Annotated in this window: 26 protein-coding genes; 7 read left to right on the forward strand and 19 right to left on the reverse strand. The window is 69.2% G+C overall.

The window, feature by feature from the left end:
* Window positions 1-7: 7 nt before the first annotated feature.
* Entirely contained in the window at window positions 8-835 is an 828-nt protein-coding gene (locus AB0H36_RS10455) for a DNA-formamidopyrimidine glycosylase family protein (protein ID WP_360519742.1), read from the reverse strand.
* Between the two features lie 10 nt (window positions 836-845).
* Between AB0H36_RS10455 and AB0H36_RS10460 the strand changes: the two genes are divergently transcribed.
* Window positions 846-1,058, forward strand: coding sequence for a hypothetical protein (locus AB0H36_RS10460; RefSeq protein ID WP_360519744.1), 213 nt, complete (start codon window positions 846-848; stop codon window positions 1,056-1,058).
* On the opposite strand, the gene AB0H36_RS10465 is transcribed toward AB0H36_RS10460, so the two are convergent.
* The 3 genes from AB0H36_RS10465 to AB0H36_RS10475 all read right to left on the reverse strand — a co-directional run bounded on the left by AB0H36_RS10465 (window position 1,022) and on the right by AB0H36_RS10475 (window position 2,981).
* Window positions 1,022-1,489, reverse strand: a complete 468-nt coding sequence (locus tag AB0H36_RS10465) for a ribose-5-phosphate isomerase (protein WP_360519746.1) — start codon at window positions 1,487-1,489, stop codon at window positions 1,022-1,024. The genes AB0H36_RS10460 and AB0H36_RS10465 overlap by 37 nt on opposite strands.
* A 20-nt stretch (window positions 1,490-1,509) precedes the next feature.
* Entirely contained in the window at window positions 1,510-2,274 is a 765-nt protein-coding gene (locus AB0H36_RS10470; protein ID WP_360519748.1) for a hypothetical protein, read from the reverse strand.
* Window positions 2,275-2,366: 92 nt separating this feature from the next.
* Complete coding sequence (locus tag AB0H36_RS10475; RefSeq protein WP_360519750.1) at window positions 2,367-2,981, reverse strand: DsbA family protein; 615 nt, start codon at window positions 2,979-2,981, stop codon at window positions 2,367-2,369.
* A gap of 122 nt (window positions 2,982-3,103) precedes the next feature.
* Between AB0H36_RS10475 and pepN the strand changes: the two genes are divergently transcribed.
* Together pepN and AB0H36_RS10485 are read left to right on the forward strand one after the other, a co-directional pair.
* Complete coding sequence (pepN, locus tag AB0H36_RS10480; RefSeq protein WP_360519752.1) at window positions 3,104-5,674, forward strand: aminopeptidase N; 2,571 nt, start codon at window positions 3,104-3,106, stop codon at window positions 5,672-5,674.
* Window positions 5,675-5,751: 77 nt separating this feature from the next.
* Window positions 5,752-6,282: a hypothetical protein gene (locus tag AB0H36_RS10485; RefSeq protein ID WP_360519754.1), complete on the forward strand. Its 531-nt coding sequence runs from the start codon at window positions 5,752-5,754 to the stop codon at window positions 6,280-6,282.
* Here the strand turns inward: AB0H36_RS10485 and AB0H36_RS10490 are convergent.
* Entirely contained in the window at window positions 6,279-6,785 is a 507-nt protein-coding gene (locus tag AB0H36_RS10490; RefSeq protein ID WP_360519859.1) for a serine hydrolase domain-containing protein, read from the reverse strand. The genes AB0H36_RS10485 and AB0H36_RS10490 overlap by 4 nt on opposite strands.
* A gap of 401 nt (window positions 6,786-7,186) precedes the next feature.
* On the opposite strand from AB0H36_RS10490, the gene AB0H36_RS10495 reads away from it, so the two are divergent.
* Window positions 7,187-7,783: a hypothetical protein gene (locus tag AB0H36_RS10495; protein WP_360519756.1), complete on the forward strand. Its 597-nt coding sequence runs from the start codon at window positions 7,187-7,189 to the stop codon at window positions 7,781-7,783.
* On the opposite strand, the gene AB0H36_RS10500 is transcribed toward AB0H36_RS10495, so the two are convergent.
* From AB0H36_RS10500 to AB0H36_RS10530, 7 genes are all read right to left on the reverse strand, one after another.
* Window positions 7,753-8,331, reverse strand: a complete 579-nt coding sequence (locus tag AB0H36_RS10500) for a GNAT family protein (RefSeq protein WP_360519758.1) — start codon at window positions 8,329-8,331, stop codon at window positions 7,753-7,755. The genes AB0H36_RS10495 and AB0H36_RS10500 overlap by 31 nt on opposite strands.
* A 5-nt stretch (window positions 8,332-8,336) precedes the next feature.
* A complete protein-coding gene (locus tag AB0H36_RS10505) occupies window positions 8,337-8,735 on the reverse strand; it encodes a DUF5130 family protein (protein WP_360519760.1) in 399 nt (132 codons plus the stop codon).
* Window positions 8,722-9,003 (reverse strand): hypothetical protein, encoded by a 282-nt coding sequence (locus AB0H36_RS10510; RefSeq protein WP_360519762.1) that lies wholly within the window; start codon window positions 9,001-9,003, stop codon window positions 8,722-8,724. Before AB0H36_RS10510 ends, AB0H36_RS10505 begins: the two co-directional genes overlap by 14 nt.
* Window positions 9,004-9,097: 94 nt before the next feature.
* Window positions 9,098-9,601 (reverse strand): hypothetical protein, encoded by a 504-nt coding sequence (locus AB0H36_RS10515; RefSeq protein WP_360519764.1) that lies wholly within the window; start codon window positions 9,599-9,601, stop codon window positions 9,098-9,100.
* 81 nt (window positions 9,602-9,682) lie between these two features.
* Window positions 9,683-10,282, reverse strand: coding sequence for a lytic polysaccharide monooxygenase (locus AB0H36_RS10520; protein WP_360519766.1), 600 nt, complete (start codon window positions 10,280-10,282; stop codon window positions 9,683-9,685).
* A gap of 113 nt (window positions 10,283-10,395) precedes the next feature.
* Window positions 10,396-12,513, reverse strand: a complete 2,118-nt coding sequence (malQ, locus tag AB0H36_RS10525) for a 4-alpha-glucanotransferase (protein WP_360519768.1) — start codon at window positions 12,511-12,513, stop codon at window positions 10,396-10,398.
* A gap of 63 nt (window positions 12,514-12,576) precedes the next feature.
* Window positions 12,577-13,578: a hypothetical protein gene (locus tag AB0H36_RS10530; RefSeq protein ID WP_360519770.1), complete on the reverse strand. Its 1,002-nt coding sequence runs from the start codon at window positions 13,576-13,578 to the stop codon at window positions 12,577-12,579.
* 69 nt (window positions 13,579-13,647) lie between these two features.
* Between AB0H36_RS10530 and AB0H36_RS10535 the strand changes: the two genes are divergently transcribed.
* Window positions 13,648-14,448: a mechanosensitive ion channel family protein gene (locus AB0H36_RS10535; protein WP_360519861.1), complete on the forward strand. Its 801-nt coding sequence runs from the start codon at window positions 13,648-13,650 to the stop codon at window positions 14,446-14,448.
* Here AB0H36_RS10535 and AB0H36_RS10540 read toward each other — a convergent pair.
* From AB0H36_RS10540 to AB0H36_RS10560, 5 genes are all read right to left on the reverse strand, one after another.
* On the reverse strand, window positions 14,348-15,052 hold the full coding sequence (locus tag AB0H36_RS10540) for a GNAT family N-acetyltransferase (RefSeq protein WP_360519771.1): 705 nt from the start codon (window positions 15,050-15,052) through the stop codon (window positions 14,348-14,350). The two genes, AB0H36_RS10535 and AB0H36_RS10540, sit on opposite strands and share 101 nt — an antisense overlap.
* Window positions 15,053-15,165: 113 nt before the next feature.
* Window positions 15,166-15,597, reverse strand: coding sequence for an OsmC family protein (locus AB0H36_RS10545; protein ID WP_360519773.1), 432 nt, complete (start codon window positions 15,595-15,597; stop codon window positions 15,166-15,168).
* 29 nt (window positions 15,598-15,626) lie between these two features.
* On the reverse strand, window positions 15,627-16,046 hold the full coding sequence (locus AB0H36_RS10550) for a globin (protein WP_360519775.1): 420 nt from the start codon (window positions 16,044-16,046) through the stop codon (window positions 15,627-15,629).
* A gap of 15 nt (window positions 16,047-16,061) precedes the next feature.
* Window positions 16,062-16,481, reverse strand: coding sequence for an acyl-CoA thioesterase (locus AB0H36_RS10555; RefSeq protein ID WP_360519777.1), 420 nt, complete (start codon window positions 16,479-16,481; stop codon window positions 16,062-16,064).
* Window positions 16,478-16,903, reverse strand: a complete 426-nt coding sequence (locus AB0H36_RS10560; protein ID WP_360519779.1) for a thioesterase family protein — start codon at window positions 16,901-16,903, stop codon at window positions 16,478-16,480. Before AB0H36_RS10560 ends, AB0H36_RS10555 begins: the two co-directional genes overlap by 4 nt.
* Before the next feature lie 91 nt (window positions 16,904-16,994).
* Between AB0H36_RS10560 and fabG the strand changes: the two genes are divergently transcribed.
* Together fabG and AB0H36_RS10570 are read left to right on the forward strand one after the other, a co-directional pair.
* Window positions 16,995-17,750, forward strand: a complete 756-nt coding sequence (gene fabG / locus AB0H36_RS10565; RefSeq protein WP_360519781.1) for a 3-oxoacyl-ACP reductase FabG — start codon at window positions 16,995-16,997, stop codon at window positions 17,748-17,750.
* Between the two features lie 20 nt (window positions 17,751-17,770).
* Complete coding sequence (locus tag AB0H36_RS10570) at window positions 17,771-18,226, forward strand: MaoC family dehydratase (protein WP_360519783.1); 456 nt, start codon at window positions 17,771-17,773, stop codon at window positions 18,224-18,226.
* On the opposite strand, the gene AB0H36_RS10575 is transcribed toward AB0H36_RS10570, so the two are convergent.
* Both AB0H36_RS10575 and AB0H36_RS10580 read right to left on the reverse strand, forming a co-directional pair.
* A complete protein-coding gene (locus AB0H36_RS10575; protein ID WP_360519785.1) occupies window positions 18,223-19,107 on the reverse strand; it encodes a GNAT family N-acetyltransferase in 885 nt (294 codons plus the stop codon). The two genes, AB0H36_RS10570 and AB0H36_RS10575, sit on opposite strands and share 4 nt — an antisense overlap.
* 162 nt (window positions 19,108-19,269) lie before the next feature.
* On the reverse strand, window positions 19,270-20,178 hold the full coding sequence (locus tag AB0H36_RS10580; protein WP_360519787.1) for a GNAT family N-acetyltransferase: 909 nt from the start codon (window positions 20,176-20,178) through the stop codon (window positions 19,270-19,272).
* Window positions 20,179-20,275 lie beyond the last annotated feature (97 nt).

Genomic DNA, 20,275 nt, shown 5'->3' on the forward strand with positions numbered 1-20,275 from the left:
ATGGCTGTCAGCTCTTGCGAGTGAGGCCGGTGCGCTGGCACCTGGGGCACCAGAACAAGTTGCGCCCGGCCAATATCTCGGTCCGGATCACCGAGTGACAGACGTGGCAGCGCTGCCCCTGCCGGCGGTAGACGTACACCTCGCCGCCGTGGTCGTCCTGGCGCGGGTCCCGCCCCATCGCCTCGGGAGTGTGGTCGTCGGCAACAGTGTCGATCCGCCCGGTCTCGACGCCGTACTTCATCAGCTCGAGCAGGTCGTCCCACATGCCCTGCCACTCACGCCTCTTCACCAAGTGGCCGCGGGTCATCGGGTGCAGCTTCGCGCGAAACAGCACCTCGGCGCGGTACACGTTGCCGACACCGCTCAGGACCTCCTGGTCCATCAGCAACTGCCCGATCGGCAGCTTGCTGCGGTGAATTCGTTTCCAGGCCAGGTCGGGATCGGCGTCGTCGCGCAGCGGGTCCGGGCCGAGCCGCGCGAGCAACGTCTCGCGCTCGGGATCGGTCAGCACCTCACACACGGTCGCTCCGCGCAGATCGGCGTACGACGTCTCGTTCTGCAACCGGAGGCGGACCTGGCCGACCGGTTCGGGGACCGGCGCCGGGCCGAAGTCGACCTTGCCGATCAGCCCGAGGTGGATGTGCAGCCAGCCGGCGCCCTCGAAGTCGGCGAGGAAGTGCTTGCCGTGGGCCTCGGTCTGGCGCAGAACATGTCCGTTCAGCAGCGCGGCGCCGTCGGCGAACCGGCCCTGCGGGCTGGACGCCTGGACCGGGCCGCCGCCGAACGCGTCCCAGACGTCGTTCGCCAGCCGGTGCAGGGTGTGACCTTCAGGCATGATTCCTCTTATGGGGACGACAGGTGGTGCGAAGGGCGGCGGCCGCAGCGGTCCGCCCACTCCGGCGGTCGTCGGCACCGGCCGCTCGATGCGGGCCCGGGACGTGTCCCGCCGGCGACAGCCGGTCAACCGCCGGCCGGTGCTGCCGCCGGCGGCTGACGACAAGGATCATGGCGACGACAAGGATCAGGACAGCGGCGGCAGCTCGCCGGTCGACTCGTAGTCCGACAGCATGGCGATCCGGCGGGTGTGCCGGTCCTCGCCGGAGTAGTCGGTGGCCAGGAAGGTGTCGACGAACCCGGTCGCCTCGTCCTCGGTGTGCATCCGCGCCCCGACGCTGATCACGTTCGCGTTGTTGTGCTCGCGCCCGAGCCGCGCGGTGTCGGTGCTCCAGGCCAGGATCGCCCGGACCCCCTTCACCTTGTTGGCCGCGATCTGCTCGCCGTTGCCGGAGCCGCCGATCACGATGCCGAGGCTGCCGTCCTCCTTCGCCACCCCCTCACCGGCCCGCAGGCAGTACGGCGGGTAGTCGTCGACGGCGTCGTACACGGCCGGGCCGTGGTCGACGACGTCGTGCCCGGCAGCCGTGAGGTGCTGGACCAGGTGGTTCTTCAGTTCGAAGCCGGCATGGTCGGAGCCGATGTGCACTCGCATGGCCAGAAGTCTTGCACCTGCTACCGACGGTCCGGCACGCCGGGCACGGTCAGCGCCCCGGTCAGCCGGGTCACCTCGGCGTACGCCTGCTCGTACGGCGTCCCCGCCGGATGCAGCGTGAACACCGCCACGATGGTCCGGTCGCCCGGCCCGACCGTCCCGGTGGTGTGCAACGCGTCACTGACCAGATCCACCGGGCTGTCCACCGGCTTGGCCTTGTCACTGCGGTAGCCGCTCGACCCGAGGAACCCGGACCAGCCCTGCTTGATGCTGAAGTCCTGCGCGAACACCGACGCGATCCCGAAGTACTGGTCGAAGCCGTCCGTGCCGTACCGGGTGGCCCGGTGCAGCAGGTCCATCACGAACTCCCGGACCGGCGCCGGAGCTTGCTCCAGGATGTATCGATAGATCCGGACCGTGTCCGCGGCCGTGATGGCGACGTACCCCCAGAATCCGGGATGGGTGGCCGGCGGCCCGGCCGTGTGGGCCAGGCCGAGCCGCTTCACCATCCGGTCGACGATCGAGCCACCACCGAGCTCGTCCCAGTAGTGGCTCGCCGCGTCGTCGTCGCTGCTGCGCAGCATCGCCTCGAGCCGAGTCCGGTCGCTCGCCGGCACGCCGTACGCCGGAGCACGGTCCCAGAGGTAGTCGAGCACTATGAGCAACTTCACCACGGACGCGGACCGGAACCGGTGGTCCGCGTTGTGCTGCTGCAGGAACAGGCCGGTGTCGCGGTCGTACACGGCGACACCGGCCGTCACTCCGGTCCGCACAGTCAACGTCATCGGAAACCTACTCACCAGGTGGACGAAGTCATCGGTGAGCAACCTTCACCACCTGGCCCGGTCGCAAACAAGCCTTGAACCACAGACCGAAATCAGTCGAAGATCGGGCCGCGGTCCCGGGTCCGCTTGATCTCGAAGAAGCCCTCGGTGCCGGCCACCAGCCGGACCCCGTCCCAGAGCTTGCCGGCCGCCTCGCCCTTCGGCGCCGGCGTCACGACCGGGCCGAAGAAGGCGGCGCCCTCGACCGAGATGACCGGGGTGCCGACCTCCATCCCGACCAGGTCCATGCCGGCGTGGTGCGACTTCTTGAGGGCGTCGTCGTAGTGGTCGGTCTCGGCGGCCTCGATCAGCGAAGCCGGCAGGCCGGCCTCGGCCAGGGCTTCCTGCACCACGTCACCCTTGCCGTCGCCCACGCCGCGGCCGTCGACATGGATTCGATTGCCGAGCGCGGTGTAGAGGGGCAGCAGCACCTCGTTGCCGTGCGCCTGCTCGGCGGCGATCAGGACCCGGACCGGGCCCCAGAGGTTGCGGAGATTGGCTTTGTACTTCTCGTCGAGATGGTCACGGCCATCGTTCAGGACGGCCAGGCTCATCACATGCCAGGTCGTCGTCACATCGCGGACCTGCTCGACCTCGAGCATCCAGCGAGATGTCATCCAGGCCCAGGGGCAGGCCGGGTCGAACCAGAAATCGGCGGAGGCAGTCATATTCACCATCATACAAAGTTGAAGGAACGGGATCCGGCGTCAGATACCGGCTTGGTATCCAATACCCAATGTCGCGGGGAAACCCTCAGCCATCCCGGCAGCCAGGTGCATAGGATGCCGACATGCCTGGAACCAACCTGACGCGCGACGAGGCGCGTACCCGTGCCGGGGTGGTCAGCGACGTCAGCTACGCGGTCGAGCTGGACCTGACCAACGCCCCGAGCGGCGCTCCGACCTTCCGGTCGGTCACCACCCTCACGTTCGCCGCCGAGGCCGGCGCGGACACCTTCGCCGACCTGATCGCGGAGAAGGTGCGTGAGGTGACCCTCAACGGCCGCTCACTCGACCCGGACACGGTGTACGACGGCGCCCGCGTCCAGCTGGACGGGCTGGCGGAGCGCAACGAGCTGGTCGTGGTTGCGGACTGCACCTACTCGCGTACCGGTGAAGGGCTGCACCGCTCGGTCGACCCGGCCGACAAGGAGACCTACCTCTACACCCAGTTCGAGGTGCCGGACGCCCGCCGGGTGTTCACGACCTTCGAGCAGCCGGACCTCAAGGCCCCTTTCACCTTCACCGTGTCCGCCCCGGCGCGCTGGGTGGTCATCTCGAACGCGCCGACGCCCGAGCCCACGCCGTACCAGGGTGAGAACGGCGAGGAGCTGGCGCGCTGGGAGTTCCCGCCGACCGAGCGGATCTCGACGTACATCACCGCGGTCGTGGCCGGTCCGTACCACGTCGTCACCGACTCGTACGACGGTCCGCACGGCAGCTACCCGTTGTCGCTGCTGTGCCGGCCGTCGCTGAAGGACGCGCTCGACATCGACGACCTGTTCGAGGTGACCAAGCAGGGCTTCGAGCTGTTCGAGCGGGCGTTCGGGACGCCGTACCCGTTCCACAAGTACGACCAGGCGTTCGTGCCGGAGTACAACATGGGCGCGATGGAGAACGCGGGCTGCGTGACGCTGCGGGACGAGTACCTGTTCCGCAGCCGGACCACGCACGCGGAGATGGAGGCCCGCTCCAACACAGTGCTGCACGAGCTCGCGCACATGTGGTTCGGCGACCTGGTCACGATGACCTGGTGGGACGACCTGTGGCTGAACGAGTCGTTCGCCGAGTGGGCCAGCCACTGGGCGCAGGCGGTCGCGACGACCAAGTACGCCGGCGCCTGGACCACGTTCTGCAACGCGCGGAAGAACTGGGCCTACCGCCAGGACCAGCTGCCCTCGACGCACCCGATCGCGGCGGACATGGTCGACTTCCACGCGGTCGAGGTGAACTTCGACGGCATCACCTACGCCAAGGGTGCCTCGACGCTGCGCCAGCTGGTCGCGTTCGTCGGTGAGGACACCTTCATCGCCGCGCTGAAGGAGTACTTCTCCGACCACGCGTTCGGCAACACCGAGCTGACCGACCTGCTGAAGCCGCTGGAGAAGGCGTCCGGGCGGGACCTGGACGACTGGACCGAGCGCTGGCTGCGGACGGCCGGCGTCAACACGCTGCGGGCCGACTTCGCGGTCGATTCCGAGGGCGCCTTCACGTCGTTCGCGATCGAGCAGACCGCCGCGGAGAACTTCCCGGTCCTGCGACCGCACCGGCTGGCCGTCGGCCTGTACCGCCGTACCGGGGAAGGGCTCGTGCGGACCGAGCGGTTCGAGGTGGACATCGACGGGCCGCGCACCGAGCTCGCCGAGCTGGTCGGCGCGACCCAGCCGGACCTGGTGCTGCTGAACGACGACGACCTCACTTACGCCAAGATCCGGCTGGACGAGCGGTCCCGGGCGACGCTGGTCGAGTCGATCGACCAACTGCCCGAGTCGTTGCCGCGGGCCCTGGCCTGGGGCGCTGCCTGGGACATGACCCGGGACGCGGAGATGCCGGCCAGCCAGTACGTCGGCATCGTGCTGCGCGGGATCAAGGCCGAGACCGACCTGACCGGTGTCCGCTCGCTGCTCGCCCAGGCGACCAACGCGATCAACCTGTACGCGGCCCCGGACAACCGGCCGGCGCTGCGGGCGCAGTTCGAGCAGGCGCTCGCCGAGCTGCTGGCCGGCGCCGAGCAGGGCAGCGACCACCAGCTCGCGTTCGCTCGCGCGTACAGCTCCGCGGTGTTCTCCGACTCCGGTGCAGACCGGTTGGTGGCGTGGCTGGACGACCGGGACCTGCCGACCGGTCTGGTGGTCGACACCGACCTGCGCTGGACGCTGATCGTCGCGCTGGCCCGGCTCGGCCGGATCGGCGCCGACGAGATCGAGGACGAGCTCACCCGCGACACCACGATCACCGGGCAGGAGCGCGCCGCGCAGGCACGGGCCGCCCGGCCGACCGCCGAGGCCAAGGAAGAGGCGTGGCGGATCGCGGTCGAGTCCGGGGACACCCCGAACGAGACGCAGTTCCGGACGATCCTCGGCTTCCAGCAGCCCGGCCAGGAGGACCTGCTCCGGCCGTACGTCGACAAGTACCTGAGCGCGGCCAAGGACGTGTACACGCGGCTCGGCTCGTCGATGGGCGAGAACGTGCTGGTCTACCTGTCGCCGCGCAACCTCCCGGAGCAGCCGACGCTCGACGCGCTGTCGTCCTGGCTGTCGACTGAGTCGTCTGCGGTGGACGCTCCGACCCTGCGCTATGTCAGCGAGGCCCAGGCCGACCTGACCCGCGCGCTGGCGGCGCAGGCTCGCGACGCCAGCTGAGGTCTCGACCACAACACCGCCGGTCTGGGTGAGACCGGCGGTGTTGTGTTGGACCGGCTACCGGTAAAACTGGGTCGGTGCCCGCTTCTGACCCCGCCCTGGCAGGTGCGGCAGCCGTAGCGCTGACCGGACTCGCAGAGGCGTACCGTCCTCGCCCTGTCACCCCACTGATGCCCTGGCGCTACCCGCACCGGTTGGTGAAGCCGTACGTCATCACCGCGCGCGGACGGCAATGGGACGACCAGATGGTCGAGGTCGCGCAAGCCACGGCCACCCGGCAGCTCGAGTTCGATGACGCGATGGGGGCGGTCGGGCTGGGCGTCGTCGTACTGCATCTTGGGGACGACGGGATCTACCTGGTCGTGCAGAGCTGGGCGAAGGACTTCCAGTCCCGGCTGAGCATCTTCAGCGGGATGGATGTCGACGATCTGCGGCCCGCCCCGATCGGCGCGGCCCCGTGCGTGTGGGAGCTCGAGGTGCTCAGCCACGAACGCGCGGCCTACGTGAACCACATCCTCGGCGCCGAGGTCGACGTGGACTCCTGGCTCGACGACGCCCTCGACACCCGCCCGCAGCCGAAACACGACGGCATCCCCTCCGGGACCTAGTCGCAGATCGCGTTGTCGACGAGCGTCTTCGCGGTCCGCTCCTGGCTGAACAGGGCCTCCATGGAGTCGTTGAGCTGGGTCGACATCGAGACGACCACACTCTCCCGGCCGTCCGCGGTCGCCCCGAGCCGGGTCTTGTACCCGATCTGGTCGCCGCCCGGGATCCACACCGAGCCGCCGCACGGCAAGTCTCGCGAGAACAGGCCCAGTCCGTACCGCGCCCCCGGCCAGATCTGCTCAGCCGTCTCGTCCACAGCGACCGTCCGCATCAGCTCCCGGAGCTGCGCCGGCTTCAGCAGTCGTCCGCCGAACAGGGCAGGCACGAAGACGTCGAGATCCTTCACGGTCGAGATGTAGCCGCCGGACGCGTCCGCGTCGATCAGCTCGGTGGTGTCGGTGTACTCCCCCGGCGTGAACCGCGTGTACCCGCGGGCCTGCGGCCCGGCGATCCGTGGGTCCGTCCCGGGGAAGTAGGTGTCCTTCAGCTTCAGCGGACGGACGATCCGCCGCCCTCCAGTAGGTCAAGCACTTGCCTGGAGGCTGTCAGCGCCGGGGATCGTTCACCATCGCCCGCGGTCCCGGACAGTGGTAGCGCGAACGCTACCCGTGAAGGTCAAACGATTGTTCTTCGACGTACAGTGAGGAGCCGACTGCGGGCCGCGATTCGCTTCTGCAGAAGGAGATTCTGATCACGTGAGCAGTACTCATTTACTTGCTGGTTCGGTTTAAGCTGCACGCAGTTAACCGCCACAGGGGAATCTGGGGAGGGACCCTTGCCGTGACACCCGTGGATCACCGGAGGCCGCCCGCCCGCGCCGCCCGGAGACAACACAAGAGCCCTTCCCGGCAGCGCACCGACCCTCAGCAGGGTCACGCACGCAAACCCCAGCGATCGCACAGCGCGGTGGGCGCGGCGATCGTGGCGGCCGCCGCGATGGTCGCCGTGTTCGCGTTCATCCTGACCAGAGGATCGTCCTCACCACCCGCCGACGACGCGCTCCGGAGCGGGAGGGCGGACGGCGGAGCCGGGGCGCCGGCCGCGAGCGCGCCGGCACAGACTTCGGATCCGTCCGCGTCGGGCAACACGGCCAAGGCGGACCGCAAACCGCCGGCCACCTCCGCACCGAAGGCCAAGGCGATCGCGCCGAGCCCGACACCCGACACCGGTCCCGCCTCACCGGTCTTCAAGCGTGGCCAGTGGATCGTGGTGATGGAGAAGTACGGGACCGACGGCGGCCTCGACGCCGAGCCCCTCGCGAAGGCGACCGCGGTCAAGTTGATCACCGCCGGCATCCCAGCCAAGGCGATGCTGGTCAACGGGCAGTACCGCGGGATCGCGAACAGTTCGATGGAGCCGGTCACCGACACCTGGATGGTCTACCTCGGCCCCGGTACGTCGTCGGCGCAGATGCTGGACCTGTGCTCCGACCCGCGAACCCAGCGCGTCTACAGCAACTCCGCCTGCCCCACCTACGAACCGGCCGGCACGCCCGCGGGCTGATCGGTCGCCAACCGGGCATGCAGGTGGGAGTCGTGGCGTTGGCCGGTGGGTTCGACAAAATAGTCGCGCATGGTGCCTTCCAGTTGGAAGCCGGCGCGCGTTGCGACCCTGCATGAGCCCTCGTTGACCAAGGCGTGGTCCAGGGACAGGCGGTGCAGCCCTAGTCCGTCCTTGGCGAAGGCCCAGCGGGATGCTGCGTCCAGTGCCCGTGCCGCAAGCCTGCGGCCGCGTGCGGCCGGGCTGACCCAGTACGCGACCACGGCCTGGTCCGGCACCCGGTTGACGTCGCGGACCGACACTGTGCCGAGCACGTAGTCGCTCGCGGCGTCCGCGATCGCGAACACCGCGCTGCCACGCGACCAGCCGTCGATGCGCGACTCCAGCCAGCGCTTCGCCCGCAGGTCCGCGGGTGTGCGGATCACCGCCGTACCCGCGGTCCAGCGAAGGACACCCGGATCCCGCAGTGCTTCGGCGACCGCCGGCTCGTCCGTTGCCACGAACGGTCGCAGGACCAGATCGCCCAGCGCGATGCGAGTCGGCTGGAGCACCGGGCTCACTGCTTGTGCGGCTCGTTCGCGTGCAGGAGCGGAGCCTGGTGCGCGTGCTCGCCCAGTTGCTGTACGCCGGTGACCAGACCGCCGGTGAGGTCACCAGTGGCGAACGACGTCTGCATGGCCAGCGCAGCCAGGCCGGCCGACGCGTCGGACAGCTGCCGCTTCGCGAGTGACCCGGTGACGATCTCCAGCCGGCGGCCGGCCGGGTCGACGTACACCAGGACGGTGCGGTCCGGGTCGTCGAGCTCGTTCAGCAGCTCCAGCGCGAACGGCCGAGTCTCGGAGTCGGCGCCGCCGACGTACACGGAGAAGCGCAGGCCGGAGACCTCCTCGGCGTGCCGGACCGCCCGCTCGATGTCGTAGAGCTGATCAGGGGTGAAAGCGTCACCAGCTGGCACTTGCGCCTCCGGTCGAACGGGCGACGCCGGCGCCGGCGGTCGCGGTGGTCCCCGGAGCGCCGGGCAGCTCGGGCAGGTGGGCGGGGTCAGGCTTGGTGGCGGTCGGCCCGTTGATCCAGACCGGCGGGGCCCACCAGGACAGGCCTGGGCGGTAACGCGGTCCGCTCGCGATCGACGACGCGAAGACCAGGAGCGTCACCACCGCGATGACCAGTGCGGGGATGCCGACGAACACCAGCAGGGTGTGGCCGGAAACTTCAGTGATCACACCGCAGAGCCTAGTCCCCCGGCTCCCCGCACTCGCTGAGGGCCTCTCGACAACCTCCTACCCCGCGCGAAGCGCGGCTGCCTTCCTTCTGCTTTCAGCAGCCGCCGCAGTTGTAGTAGGTCACATCCCAGTGGTTGCTCTCGAGGGCGTAGATGTTGCCGGCCGCACTCCGCCACTGGGCAGCGCCGTCACCGCGGTCGGCGATCCGGGTGAAGGTGTTGCGGATGTAGTTCCCGACACAGGTGTAGAGCGAGAAGTCCACCTTGTAGCCGTTCCGGTGGCTGTACGTCCCGCTCGCGTGGCCGACCTCGGTGCCACCGGTCAGGTTGATCGCGCACCCACTCGCCTGCTTCAGCGTGCGGACGCCGTACACGGTGGTGTCGTTGATGTTGGTGAACGAGGTGCAGGTCGGGTTGTTCCAGTCGGAGCAGTTGCCGCTGGACGACCAGGTGATCCCGGCGGCCCGGAAGATCGACGTCGCCTGCGCGTGCGTCATCTTGGTGACCGCGGCGGCCTGCTCGACCGCGACCACACCGGGCAGCAGTCCGGCCAGTACGGCGACCAGCGGTACGAGCACGCGTCGGAGCACAGTCTTCATGGGGACACTCCTTGAAATACGGGGCGGATATTTCAGGGAGTGCACTTCCCAGGAAAGATATTGACGAAACGTCCGGCTGAATCAGAAACGAACATCCGAACACTGGTAGAAGGCGTTCGCCGTGTCGTGAATCGTCCAGACCGCGAGGATCATGTGCCGTCCGGTCCGGCCGCTCGGCACGGTGCCGGGGTGACTGACGTTGTTGGCCGGCCGGCCGCCGTTCATCGTGACGGTCAGGAACGGGTTCAGGTCGAGCGCCGAGCGGGTCAGCGGGGCGTTCTGGTCCCAGCCCTGCTTGGTGATGTAGTACTTGAAGTCCGTGGTGGCGTGCGGTGCGGTCAGGTACCAGCGGAAGTTGTTGCTCTGGCCGGCCGTGAGCTGCTCCGCCGGCCAGGCGCCGTTGCGCTGGTCGTCGAGCTGGGCGAACTGGGCCAGCCCGGCCGAGCAGAGCTTGCCGTCAGCAGGCCCGGCCGCCGGGAAGCCCTTCGGGCCCTCGACGCTCTGCGGCTCCCACTGGATCTGGCCGCAGTTCTGGACGGTGCCGTTCTGGCAGTGCTTGGCCCGGCTGGTCGGTCCGGTGGTGTAGCCGTGGCCGTACGCCAGCGGGACCGAGGTGCTGACCGTCAGCGCCAAGGCGCCGACGGCGATTCCGGCGAGGCTGAGTTTGCGTAGTCGGAGCATGCGGACAACTCCTTCGACTGTTGGGGCGGAAAGACAGTGAAGGAAGGCGCCTTCTCGATAAATAGAAAACAACCGTTCAAATCTATTGTCAACAGCTCGTGATCGAGTGGTGACTAAATGTTCAATGCGCCGATCAGTCGGCGCAGGCGCTGGTTGTTCGGGAGGTCCTCGATCAGGATCGGCGAGCCGTCCGGACCGCTCAGCGGGACCCGCCAGTTCGGGTACTCGTCGGTGGTCCCCGGCTGGTTCTGGGTACGGCGCTCGCCCACGGCATCCGTCAGCGCTACACCGACCAGCTTCGCCGGCGTGTGAGCGACGTACCGGTGCAATGCCTCGACGATGCGCTCCACGTCGCCGTCGGTGTTGCTCAGCAGGTGCCGCTCGCGCAATGCGTTCAGCCAGGAGTCCCGCTCGGCCTCGTCGACCTCGAGCTCCTCGGCGAACGGCCTGGTCAGCAGACCGAGCTCGTTGCGCAGTTGCACGTGGTCCCCAGCGAGGTAGCCGGCGGTCGGAGGCAGGTCATGCGTGGTCACGGTCGCCAGACACAGCTCACGCCAGCGCTCAGGCGACAGCGGAACCCCGTCTGCGTCTCGTTCGAACCATAGGACCGACGTGCCCAGCACGCCGCGCTCGGTCAGGTAGTCGCGCACCCACGGCTCGACCGTGCCGAGGTCCTCCCCGATCACAGCCACGCCGGACCGCATCGCCTCCAGAACGAGGATGCCGACCAGCGCCTCGTGGTCGTACCGGACGTAGGTGCCCTCGGTCGGTCGCTCCGGCGACGTCACCCACCAGAGCCGGAACATGCCGAGGATGTGGTCGATCCGCAGCCCACCACCGTGCCGCATCACCGCACGGACCAGGTCCCGCCAGGCGGCGTACCCGGTGTCGGCCAGTGCGTTCGGGCGCCACGGAGGCTGCGACCAGTCCTGCCCCTGCTGGTTGAACGCGTCCGGTGGCGCACCGACGTGGATGCCTGGCGCCAGCACGCTCTGCAGCGCCCACGCGTCCGCACCGTCCGGGTGCACACCGACAGCCAGGTCGTGTACGACGCCCAGCGACATGCCGGCCGCCTTCGCCCGGGCCTGGGTGCGGGCGAGCTGGTCGTCCAGCTGCCACTGCAGCCAGCAGTGGAACTCCACCGCATCCGGGTTCTCGTTGCGGAAGGCAACAACGGCCGGTGAGGTCGGGTCCCGCAGCTCCTCGGGCCACTTGCTCCACTCCGGCCCGTGCACGTCGGCGATCGCGGCCCAGGTGGCGAAGTCGATCAGCCCCTGGCTCTCCCGGTCGCAGTAGGCGCCGTACTCCGCGATCCGCCCGATCGACGGCCGGACGCCGAACAGCAACTGCAGCGCCTCCCGCTTGGCCGCCCACACGCTGTCCCGGTCCAGTGCGGTCGGGTCCTCGCTCAGCGCCCGGGTCTGCAGGCTCAGCGCCCGGACCCGATCCCGTTCGGCCGGCGCGAGGTCGCCGTACTCGTCGATGTCCTCGATGCGGAGGTAGATCGGGTTGCCGAACCGCCGCGAGGCCGGGAGGTACGGCGAGGGCTCCATCCGGCCCGCGGTCTCCGCCGCGTGCAGCGGGTTCACCAGCACGAAGCCGGCGCTCAGGTCGGTCGCGGACCAGGCAGCGAGGTCTGCGAGGTCGTGCAGGTCGCCGATACCCCAGGAGCGGCGAGAGCGGACGGAGTACAACTGGAGCACCCAGCCCCAGGTGCGGTGCAGCTTCTCCGGCTCCAGCTTGCGCGGGGTGACGATCAGCGTGCTGACCGAGATCTCCGGACTGCTGCCGACCCGCGCGCACAACCGGTGGTAGCCGGTCGGCAGGTCGCCCGGCAACTGGAACGTGGCCTCACCGACCTGCGCGCCATCGATCCACTCCGGCTCGATCCAGCGGTCCTGCTGCGTGATGTCTCGCCGGTGACCGCCGTCCTCCAGGTCCACCCACACCTCGACCGGGGACCCGTGCGGCAGGTGTACGGCGAACCAGGGCGTCCAGCCCTCCCGCATCACCACAGTCGGCGGCAACGTACGACGCCAACGCGCCTGCCGGTGCTCCTCCAGCGCCTCCGCAGCCTTCTCCGGCGTGGACGCGTCCACACCGAGCGCCGCGAGTACGGCGGCCACCACCTCGCTGGAGACGATCACATGCTCGCCCTGCCAGTTCCAGTACTCCGTCGCCACGCCATGGGCAACCGCTAGCTCGACAAGGGCCGGAGTAGGAGCTGTCACCTCAGCGAGTCTGCCGCATCACCCGCCCTTCCGCGCAACGCCGCGCGCCGGACTGTTACCCGTTTACCCGTTCGCGCGGCGACGACTGAGCAGCAGTACGGCGACCAGCAGCACAGCGCTCGCGATCACCAGGCCGATGGCGACGCCGGCCATGTTGTCGGTGAGCTGGTAGAGGGCAGTCGGCCAGATGACCAGCAGGATGGCGCAACCGACGACTGCGTACGCCGACGCCTGCCGGCGACCGTACGCGACCAGCAGAGCTGCCGGACCGGCCGTGCCGACGGCGAGCGCCATGATCTCGCCCCGCTCCTGGATCAGCCAGCAGATCGACGAGCTGAACATCGCCGCCCCGGCCAGCGACCACGCGGTCATCTGATCGCGGACCAGGCCGAGCATCCCCATCACGAAAGCGACCAGGATGAACCCGGTCCCGGCGATCCCGGCGGTGTTCGAGGACCCGCCGGTGTCCGGAGTCAGGACATCTGCCGTGATCACCAGCACACCGACGGCAAGGATCCCAAAAGTTGCCACCAGCAACGAAGATCCCGCCAGCCACCAGAGTCCGGCTCCTGCCAGCACCAGCGCGACGGCGACCCCGACGATCCGGCCGGTTTCGCCTTCGATCGCGACGTACGTGGCGAAGCCGGCGACGCAGCACCCCAGCGAGGCCAGCGCCGAGCTGAGCTGTTCGCGTCGGCGCAGGACGCCGAGGACGGCCGCGGCGCCGAGCAGTACCACCGCCGCGCTGGTCCCGGTGCTCACGCGGGCGGCTCGGCCCATCTCACCCCAGTTCGCCACCGTGAGCAGCGCGACCGCGCCGAGGAGTAACGCCCCGCCGATGTAGCCGAGCACCTCGATCAGCGCACTGGAGTGGCTCGCCGTCGGCGGCGGCTTGGGTTTCGCGGCCGGCTGCTCGGCGGGTGGTTGCGGCCGCGCCCGGCCTGGGTCGGCCAGCGCCGCAGCGACCTCGGCGTCGGCGGCATCCCGCAGCGCCTCGGCCTGGTACTGGCGCAGCACGCCCGCGCTCACGAGCCTGAGCAGCTCGTCATCCAGCCGGCTGGGCATGCGATCGCATCTCCCTTGTCTTTCTCACTAAGATCGGGCGGCGAGATGCCTATTCTGACCAGCTACCTTGTGTCCTTGTTCAGTCACCCCCTGTTTTCGCTGCCCGAGCAGTTCCCGACCTTCTTCCGGTACGGCAACGACGGCAGGCTGGAGGTGACCGACCAGATCGTCATGGTCCCGGCCCGGATCGCGGGCCTGATCATCGGCTTCCTCGTGCTGCGCTGGGTGCTGCACAAGGTGATCCGCCGGTTCGCCCGCCGGACCGGGAACGGCGCGGTCGCCGGAGTGCTCTCGAAGTCCAAGATCGGCCAGGAGTTCGTCGAGAACACGCTGGCCAGCCAGCGCCGGTCGCAGCGCGCCGAGACGATCGCCTCGCTGCTGTGCAGCACGGTGACGATCGTGCTGACCGCCGTCCTGGTGGTGATGGTGCTGGCCGAGCTCGGCTTCAACATCCTGCCGGTGATCGCCTCGGCGAGCATCATCGGCGTCGCCCTCGGCTTCGGCGCCCAGACGCTGGTGAAGGACTTCCTGGCCGGCGTCTTCATGATCTTCGAGGACCAGTACGGCGTCGGCGACCTGATCGACATGGAGAAGGCGACCGGTGTGGTCGTCGCGGTCGGCCTGCGGATCACCACCCTGCGCGGCGAGGACGGCACCACCTGGTACGTCCGTAACGGCGAGGTGCTCCGGGTCGGCAACCTGACCACCCGCGACCCGGGCAGCTCGGCGCCGTCCGGGGTCGGCAGCGCCACCGAGCGGGCCGAGGAGGCTAGGCCGGACGACGAAAGTGCGGAGACCGGAACACCGGCCGAAAGCCGAGCTTCAGGTACAGCCGCTCAGCCGCAGAGCCCCCGACCACCTGCAAGGTGAGCCGCCCGCCGGCCGCGTCCCGGCGCGCCTGGCCGAGCAGCTCCGAGGCCAAGCCGCGACCCCGGTACGCCGGTTTGGTCGCGACGGCGTAGATGCCGAAGACGTCGGCCGTGCGGAACACCAGCGTGATCGAGGCCGGGTTGCCGTCGACCCGCAGCAGGTAGAGGGACTGGTCCGGCGCGCGGTAGTTGCGCAGCGCCATCTTGCGGAGCTCCTGCCGCCACCAGTCCACGTCCGCGTCGTCCTCACCGAGGAACGCATCCGCCTGCACCTCCGCGAAGGCCTCCGCGTCCTCGTCCGACGCGATCGCCTCGAGCGGCTCGCCGGTCGCCTCATCGGCCGGCGCCTCCATGTGGACGAGCACCTCGGCCGGCTCGAACCCAGCCGCGGTCAGGCGCTCCTCCCAGCCTTCGCCGCTCCACGGCACCAGCCGCACCGCCGCCGTACCCTCCGGGACGTCCACGTCTGCGGTCAGCGGGATCCAGCAGGAGAAGAAGTCGTCCGCGCCGACCACCTCGATCCCGTCGGCCGCACGCCTGATGTGACCTCGATGGGCGGCCAGGAAGGCCAGGTGGTTGTCGAGCAGCACCGCATCGTCCAGCACAGCCGCAGTATGCGCCCCGCGGTCAGACCCGGTCTGGCGGGATCACGACAACTCGCCCCACACAGCAGCACGCCGCCCGCGCAACGCAGTGCGCGGGCGGCGTGCGGTGGTTCTCAGGCGGTGAAGCTGACCTCGAGGGTGATCGGGGTCGCGGCCAGAGCCTGGGAGACCGGGCAGTTCTTCTTCGCGCCCTCGGCGAACTCGGCGAACTGGTCGGCGGTCAGGCCCGGCACGCTGCCGACCACCGTCAGCTTGATACCGGTGATGCCCTCCCCCGGCTGGAAGGTCACGTCGGCCTGGGTGTCCAGCGACGCCGGCGGGTTGCCGGCCTGCGCCAGGGCGTGCGACAGCGCCATCGAGAAGCACGCCGAGTGGGCGGCGCCGAGCAACTCCTCCGGGCTGGTCCTGCCGCTGGCCTCCGGCTCGGTCCGGGCGGCCCAGGTCACGTCGAACGTGCCCAGCCCGGACGACTCGAGGCTGGTCTGACCGGCCCCCTCCAGCAGCGAACCTTCCCAGTGGGCCTTGGCGGTACGGGTAGCGGCCATGCTCGTGTTGTCTCCTTCGAAAGAGAGATTCAGCGGCCGGACACGTCGATCGCGCCCGGGTACTGCGGTTCGTCGGTGTTCACCATGCTGTGCGCGGCCATCACCATGTAGGTCCAGATCTCCTCGTCCCGATCTGGTGGCAGCGCGATCTCGTCCAGCGCGGCACGCATGTGGCCGAGCCAGCGGTCCCGGGCGCTCGGGGTGACGGCGAACGGGGCGTGCCGCATCCGCAGCCGGGGGTGCCCGCGCTGCTCGGAATACGTCCGCGGGCCACCCCAGTACTGCTCCAGGAACATCCGGAAGCGCACCTCGGCCGGGCCGAGGTCCTCCTCCGGGTACAGCGGGCGAAGCTCCGGGTCGGCGGCGACACCGCGGTAGAAGGCCGCCACCAGCCGGCGGAACGTCTCGGCCCCACCGACAGCGTCGTAGAAGCTCAGTTGCTCAGTCATAACCGTCCCAGTGTCTCAAGTGGTCACAACGTGTTCGAGCAGGGCATGCCGTTCTGCGGTCGCGATGGGCCTTTTGGCGTGGGTGTTTCCGTCCACGGTGACCAGCACGGACACCGCCTTGGCATACACGTCCTCGCCACCGCCGCTGCGGTCGACGATCCGGGACCCCAGCGTGTACGACGACGCGCCGACCGACTCCACCCAGACGTCGACGTCGTACGGCGGGTGCCGGAGCAGGATCGGGCGTAGGTAGTCGACGGTCTGGCTGACCAGGACGACCGGGTGATCGGCGAAGAAGTCGCCGGTCGTGCCCATGATCTCGGACAGGAACGCGATCCGGGCTTCCTGCAGGTAGTCGAAGTACCGGACGTTGTTGACGTGGTCGTAGGAGTCGATGTCGGACCAGCGGACCAGAACCGGGTGCGTGAAGGTCACGAGCCCACCAGCTTCGAGAGGGCCGCGCGCTCGACCGGGCTGATCCGTCGGAGGCGGTTGGCGGCGAAGTCGAACGGGACCAGCTTGGTGCGGGCCTCGACGTAGGTCCGGCGCTCAGGCTCGGCGTCCAGGATCTCGTAGTCGACCGTGAACGACGCGGCCCTGATCTCGCTGATCCACAGCTCGATCCGGACCGGTTCGGGCCGGAAGTGCAGCGGCGCGCGGTACTGCACCTCGTGCCGGGCCACCAGCAGGCCGGTCTCCAGGTCGTCGGCGCCGAGCTCCTTGGCGGTTCGGAACAGGAAGTCGACCCGGGCGTCCTGCAGGTAGTCGACGTACCGGCCGTTGTTCACGTGGCCGAGCGCGTCCTGGTCACCCCAGCGCAGCGGGCAGTGGTAGACGTGGCGGTTGTGATGATCCACACGGCGATCATTGCATCCGGGGTACTTCCGGCGTGACACAGCGTGGGTAATGTCATCCCCGGCACGACCATGGACCGTTAGGAGCACGTGGATGACCGACCAGCGGGTGGCGATTGTGACCGGGGCGGCCCGGGGAATCGGCGCGGCCGTGGCGCAACGGCTCGCCGCGGACGGGAACGCGGTTGCCGTCCTCGACCTGGACGAGGGCGCCTGCTCCGGGACCGTGAAGGCGATCACCGAGGCGGGCGGTACGGCGATCGCGGTCGGCTGCGACGTCAGCAAGGCCGACCAGGTCGCGGCGGCGGTCGAGCGGGTGGTCGCGGAGCTGGGCAAGCCGACCATCCTGGTGAACAATGCCGGCGTGTTGCGCGACAACCTGCTGTTCAAGATGTCCGACGACGACTGGGACACGGTCATGTCGGTGCACCTGAAGGGCAGCTTCCTGATGTCCCGCGCGGTCCAGGCGCATATGGTCGAGGCCGGGTACGGCCGGCTGGTCTTCCTCTCCTCGACGTCGGCGCTGGGCAACCGCGGCCAGGCGAACTACGCCTCCGCCAAGGCCGGCCTGCAGGGGCTGGCGAAGACGCTGGCGATCGAGCTGGGCAAGTTCGGCGTCACCGCGAACGCGATCGCGCCCGGGTTCATCGAGACCGACATGACCGCGGCCACCGCGGCCCGGGTCGGGGTCGACTTCGAGGAGTTCAAGAAGGCCACCGCCGCGACCATCCCGGTGAACCGGACCGGCAAGCCCGAGGACATCGCCGCGGCCGCGTCGTTCTTCTGCAGCGAGGAGGCCGGCTTCGTGTCCGGCCAGGTGCTGTACGTCGCCGGCGGACCTCGCAACTAACGCAGAACTGAGGCGAACAGATGGCACAGTCCTTCACCGGCATCGACGACGTCGTGCACGCGGTCGGCACCCAGCTGGGCGAGACCGAGTGGCTGGAGATCACTCAGGAGCAGGTGAACCAGTTCGCCGAGGCGACCGGTGACCACCAGTGGATCCACGTCGACGTCGAGCGCGCCAAGAAGGGCCCGTACGGCGGGACGATCGCGCACGGCTACCTGACACTCAGCCTGATCGCGCGGTTCGGCGACGAGCTGTTCTCGGTGAGCGGCGTCACCGCGAAGCTCAACTACGGCGTGAACAAGGTCCGGTTCCCGGCCCCGGTCCCGGTCGGTTCCCGCGTCCGGGCGAGCGCGTCGATCTCGAACACGTCCGAGACCCCGGCCGGGATCCAGGTCTCGCTGAACTGGGTCATCGAGCTGGAGAACTCGACGAAGCCCGCCTGCGTCGCGGAGACCGTCGTACTGCTGGTGCCTTAGAGGGGGCAGATCAGGACGGCGTGGGTGGCGACGCGGTAGTAGCCGAGCCACTCGTTGACCGCGAGCATTGGGGTGTTGCCGTCGTAGTTGGCGGTGTAGGCGGCCTGCACGCCCGCGTCGGCGGCGCGGCGCAGGGCGGCGCACTTGACCAGCTTGGCCATGCCGCGGCCGCGGAACTCGGGCATCGTCGCGGTCATCCGCGACCAGATCTTGGTGTGGTCGCCGATGCCCAGGGTGAATGCGATCACCCGGCCGTCGTACACCGCCGCCATACTCAGGTCGAGCACCACAGCCGGCGACGTCCACACTCCGTCGAGCCAGTCGTCGTACGGCCGGGAGGTGATCTTCGCGTCGCCCGGCTTCGTGCGCTGCGCGACCACGTCCGCCTCGTAGAGGCTGCGCGGGTCGACTTCGTTCAGCGGCACCAACTCCACCCCGGACGGCACGCCGGGGAGGTCGGGCGCCTTCCGCGGGTCGATCCCGGCGTAGTGCACCTGCCGCGTCTGCCGGTAGCCCCAGCGGGCCGCCCACTCGGCGGTCGACGGCTCGGCGAACACCCGGGCGCTCCTCGCCCCGGCCGAGCGCAGCTCCTCGTGCGTTGCCGTCAGCAACTTCGTCCCGATCCCCCGGCCGCGGTGGTCCGGCCGGACCAGGATGCGCAACTCGCCGTCCAGCGGGTCCGATCCCGCGATCAGCCCGGTCGACGCCCAGCCGACCACCTCGCCGGCCTCCACCGCGGCGAAGGTGCCCCGGCCCGGCACGGGAGCAGCGGAGAGTCCGCGCCGCAGCGCCGACGCAGTGACCACCAGGTACGGCGCATGCGCGTCATGTAACGCGATCGCGCCTTCGACATCCCCCGGTTCGGCAGGCCTGATCTCCATGCGAACTCCTTCGGCGAAGTTCCCCGGAAGATAACCCGATCCCGGCACGCACCGAATCCGGAAAGCCGTTACAGCTCTGTCTCATCGCGGATTCTTAACGCGTTGATCACCTGGTCGTATCTGCTGGTCCCGCGCCGTAGGCGCGGGGCCAGCAGGCGCGGCCTAACCGACAAGTGGACGCAGGAGTCCCATTTCCGTTTGGATCCGGCGGTAGCCGAGCCAGTTGTTGACGGCAAGCATCGGGCCGTTCTCGTCGTCGTTCGACGTGTACGCAGCGGTGATCCCGGCCGCCGCGCAGCGACGCAGCGCGACCGACTTCACCAGCTTGGCCAACCCCCGACCCCGGTACGGCGGGATGGTCCCGGTCATGCCCGACCAGGCGCGATCACTGTCGGTCTCGACCGCGGTGAAGCAGGCCACCTCGTCACCGGCAACCGCCGCGACACTGAGCGCCTTGTCCAGAGCCGGACCGTTCCAGATCTCCTCGAGCCACCGGTCGTAGTCGATCGAGTCCAGGGGCGAGTCACTCGGCTCGTCCAGCGTGGCGACCGAGTCGGCGACGTACGCCCGCCGCGGGTCCAGCTGGTCCATCGACACCAGCTCGATGCCGTCCGGCGTCGGCGGCTGCTCGGGCAGCACGCGCGGATCGACGCGGGAGTAGTGCATCTGGCGCGTCCCGTCGTACCCGCGGTTCCGCGCGAACTCGAGGCCGTCGGGATGCACGAAGGCTCGCGTCCGGACGGCGCCGACCTCGCCGAGGTGCTGGTGCAGTCGCTCGGCCAAGGCACTTCCGATGCCGTTGTTGCGGTGCTTCGGGTGCACGAAGATCGAGGTGTGGCTCTGGCCCGGTTCGCTGGTCCAGATGTTCAACGCGGCCGATCCCCAGGCGACCAGCTCGCCGTCGATCTCCGCGACCAGGGCGAGGAAGCGTTCCGCCGGCGCGGACACGGTGATCAGGTGCCGGGTCGCGGCCGGCGACATCACCTTGTACTCGTAGACCGCGCGCCGTACCGCCGTCACACCGTCGGCGTCGTCGCCGACAGCCGGCCTGATCCTCACGGGGTTCGCCATGCCCGGACCCTAACCAGCACACCGGTCACCCGCCACGGATTAACCACCTGAGGCGAACAGCAACGCGATCGCAACAGCTGCGCGCTCGCTGTGATTC

It is taken from the genome of Kribbella sp. NPDC050820, from assembly GCF_040653975.1.
Classification (GTDB): Bacteria; Actinomycetota; Actinomycetes; order Propionibacteriales; family Kribbellaceae; genus Kribbella.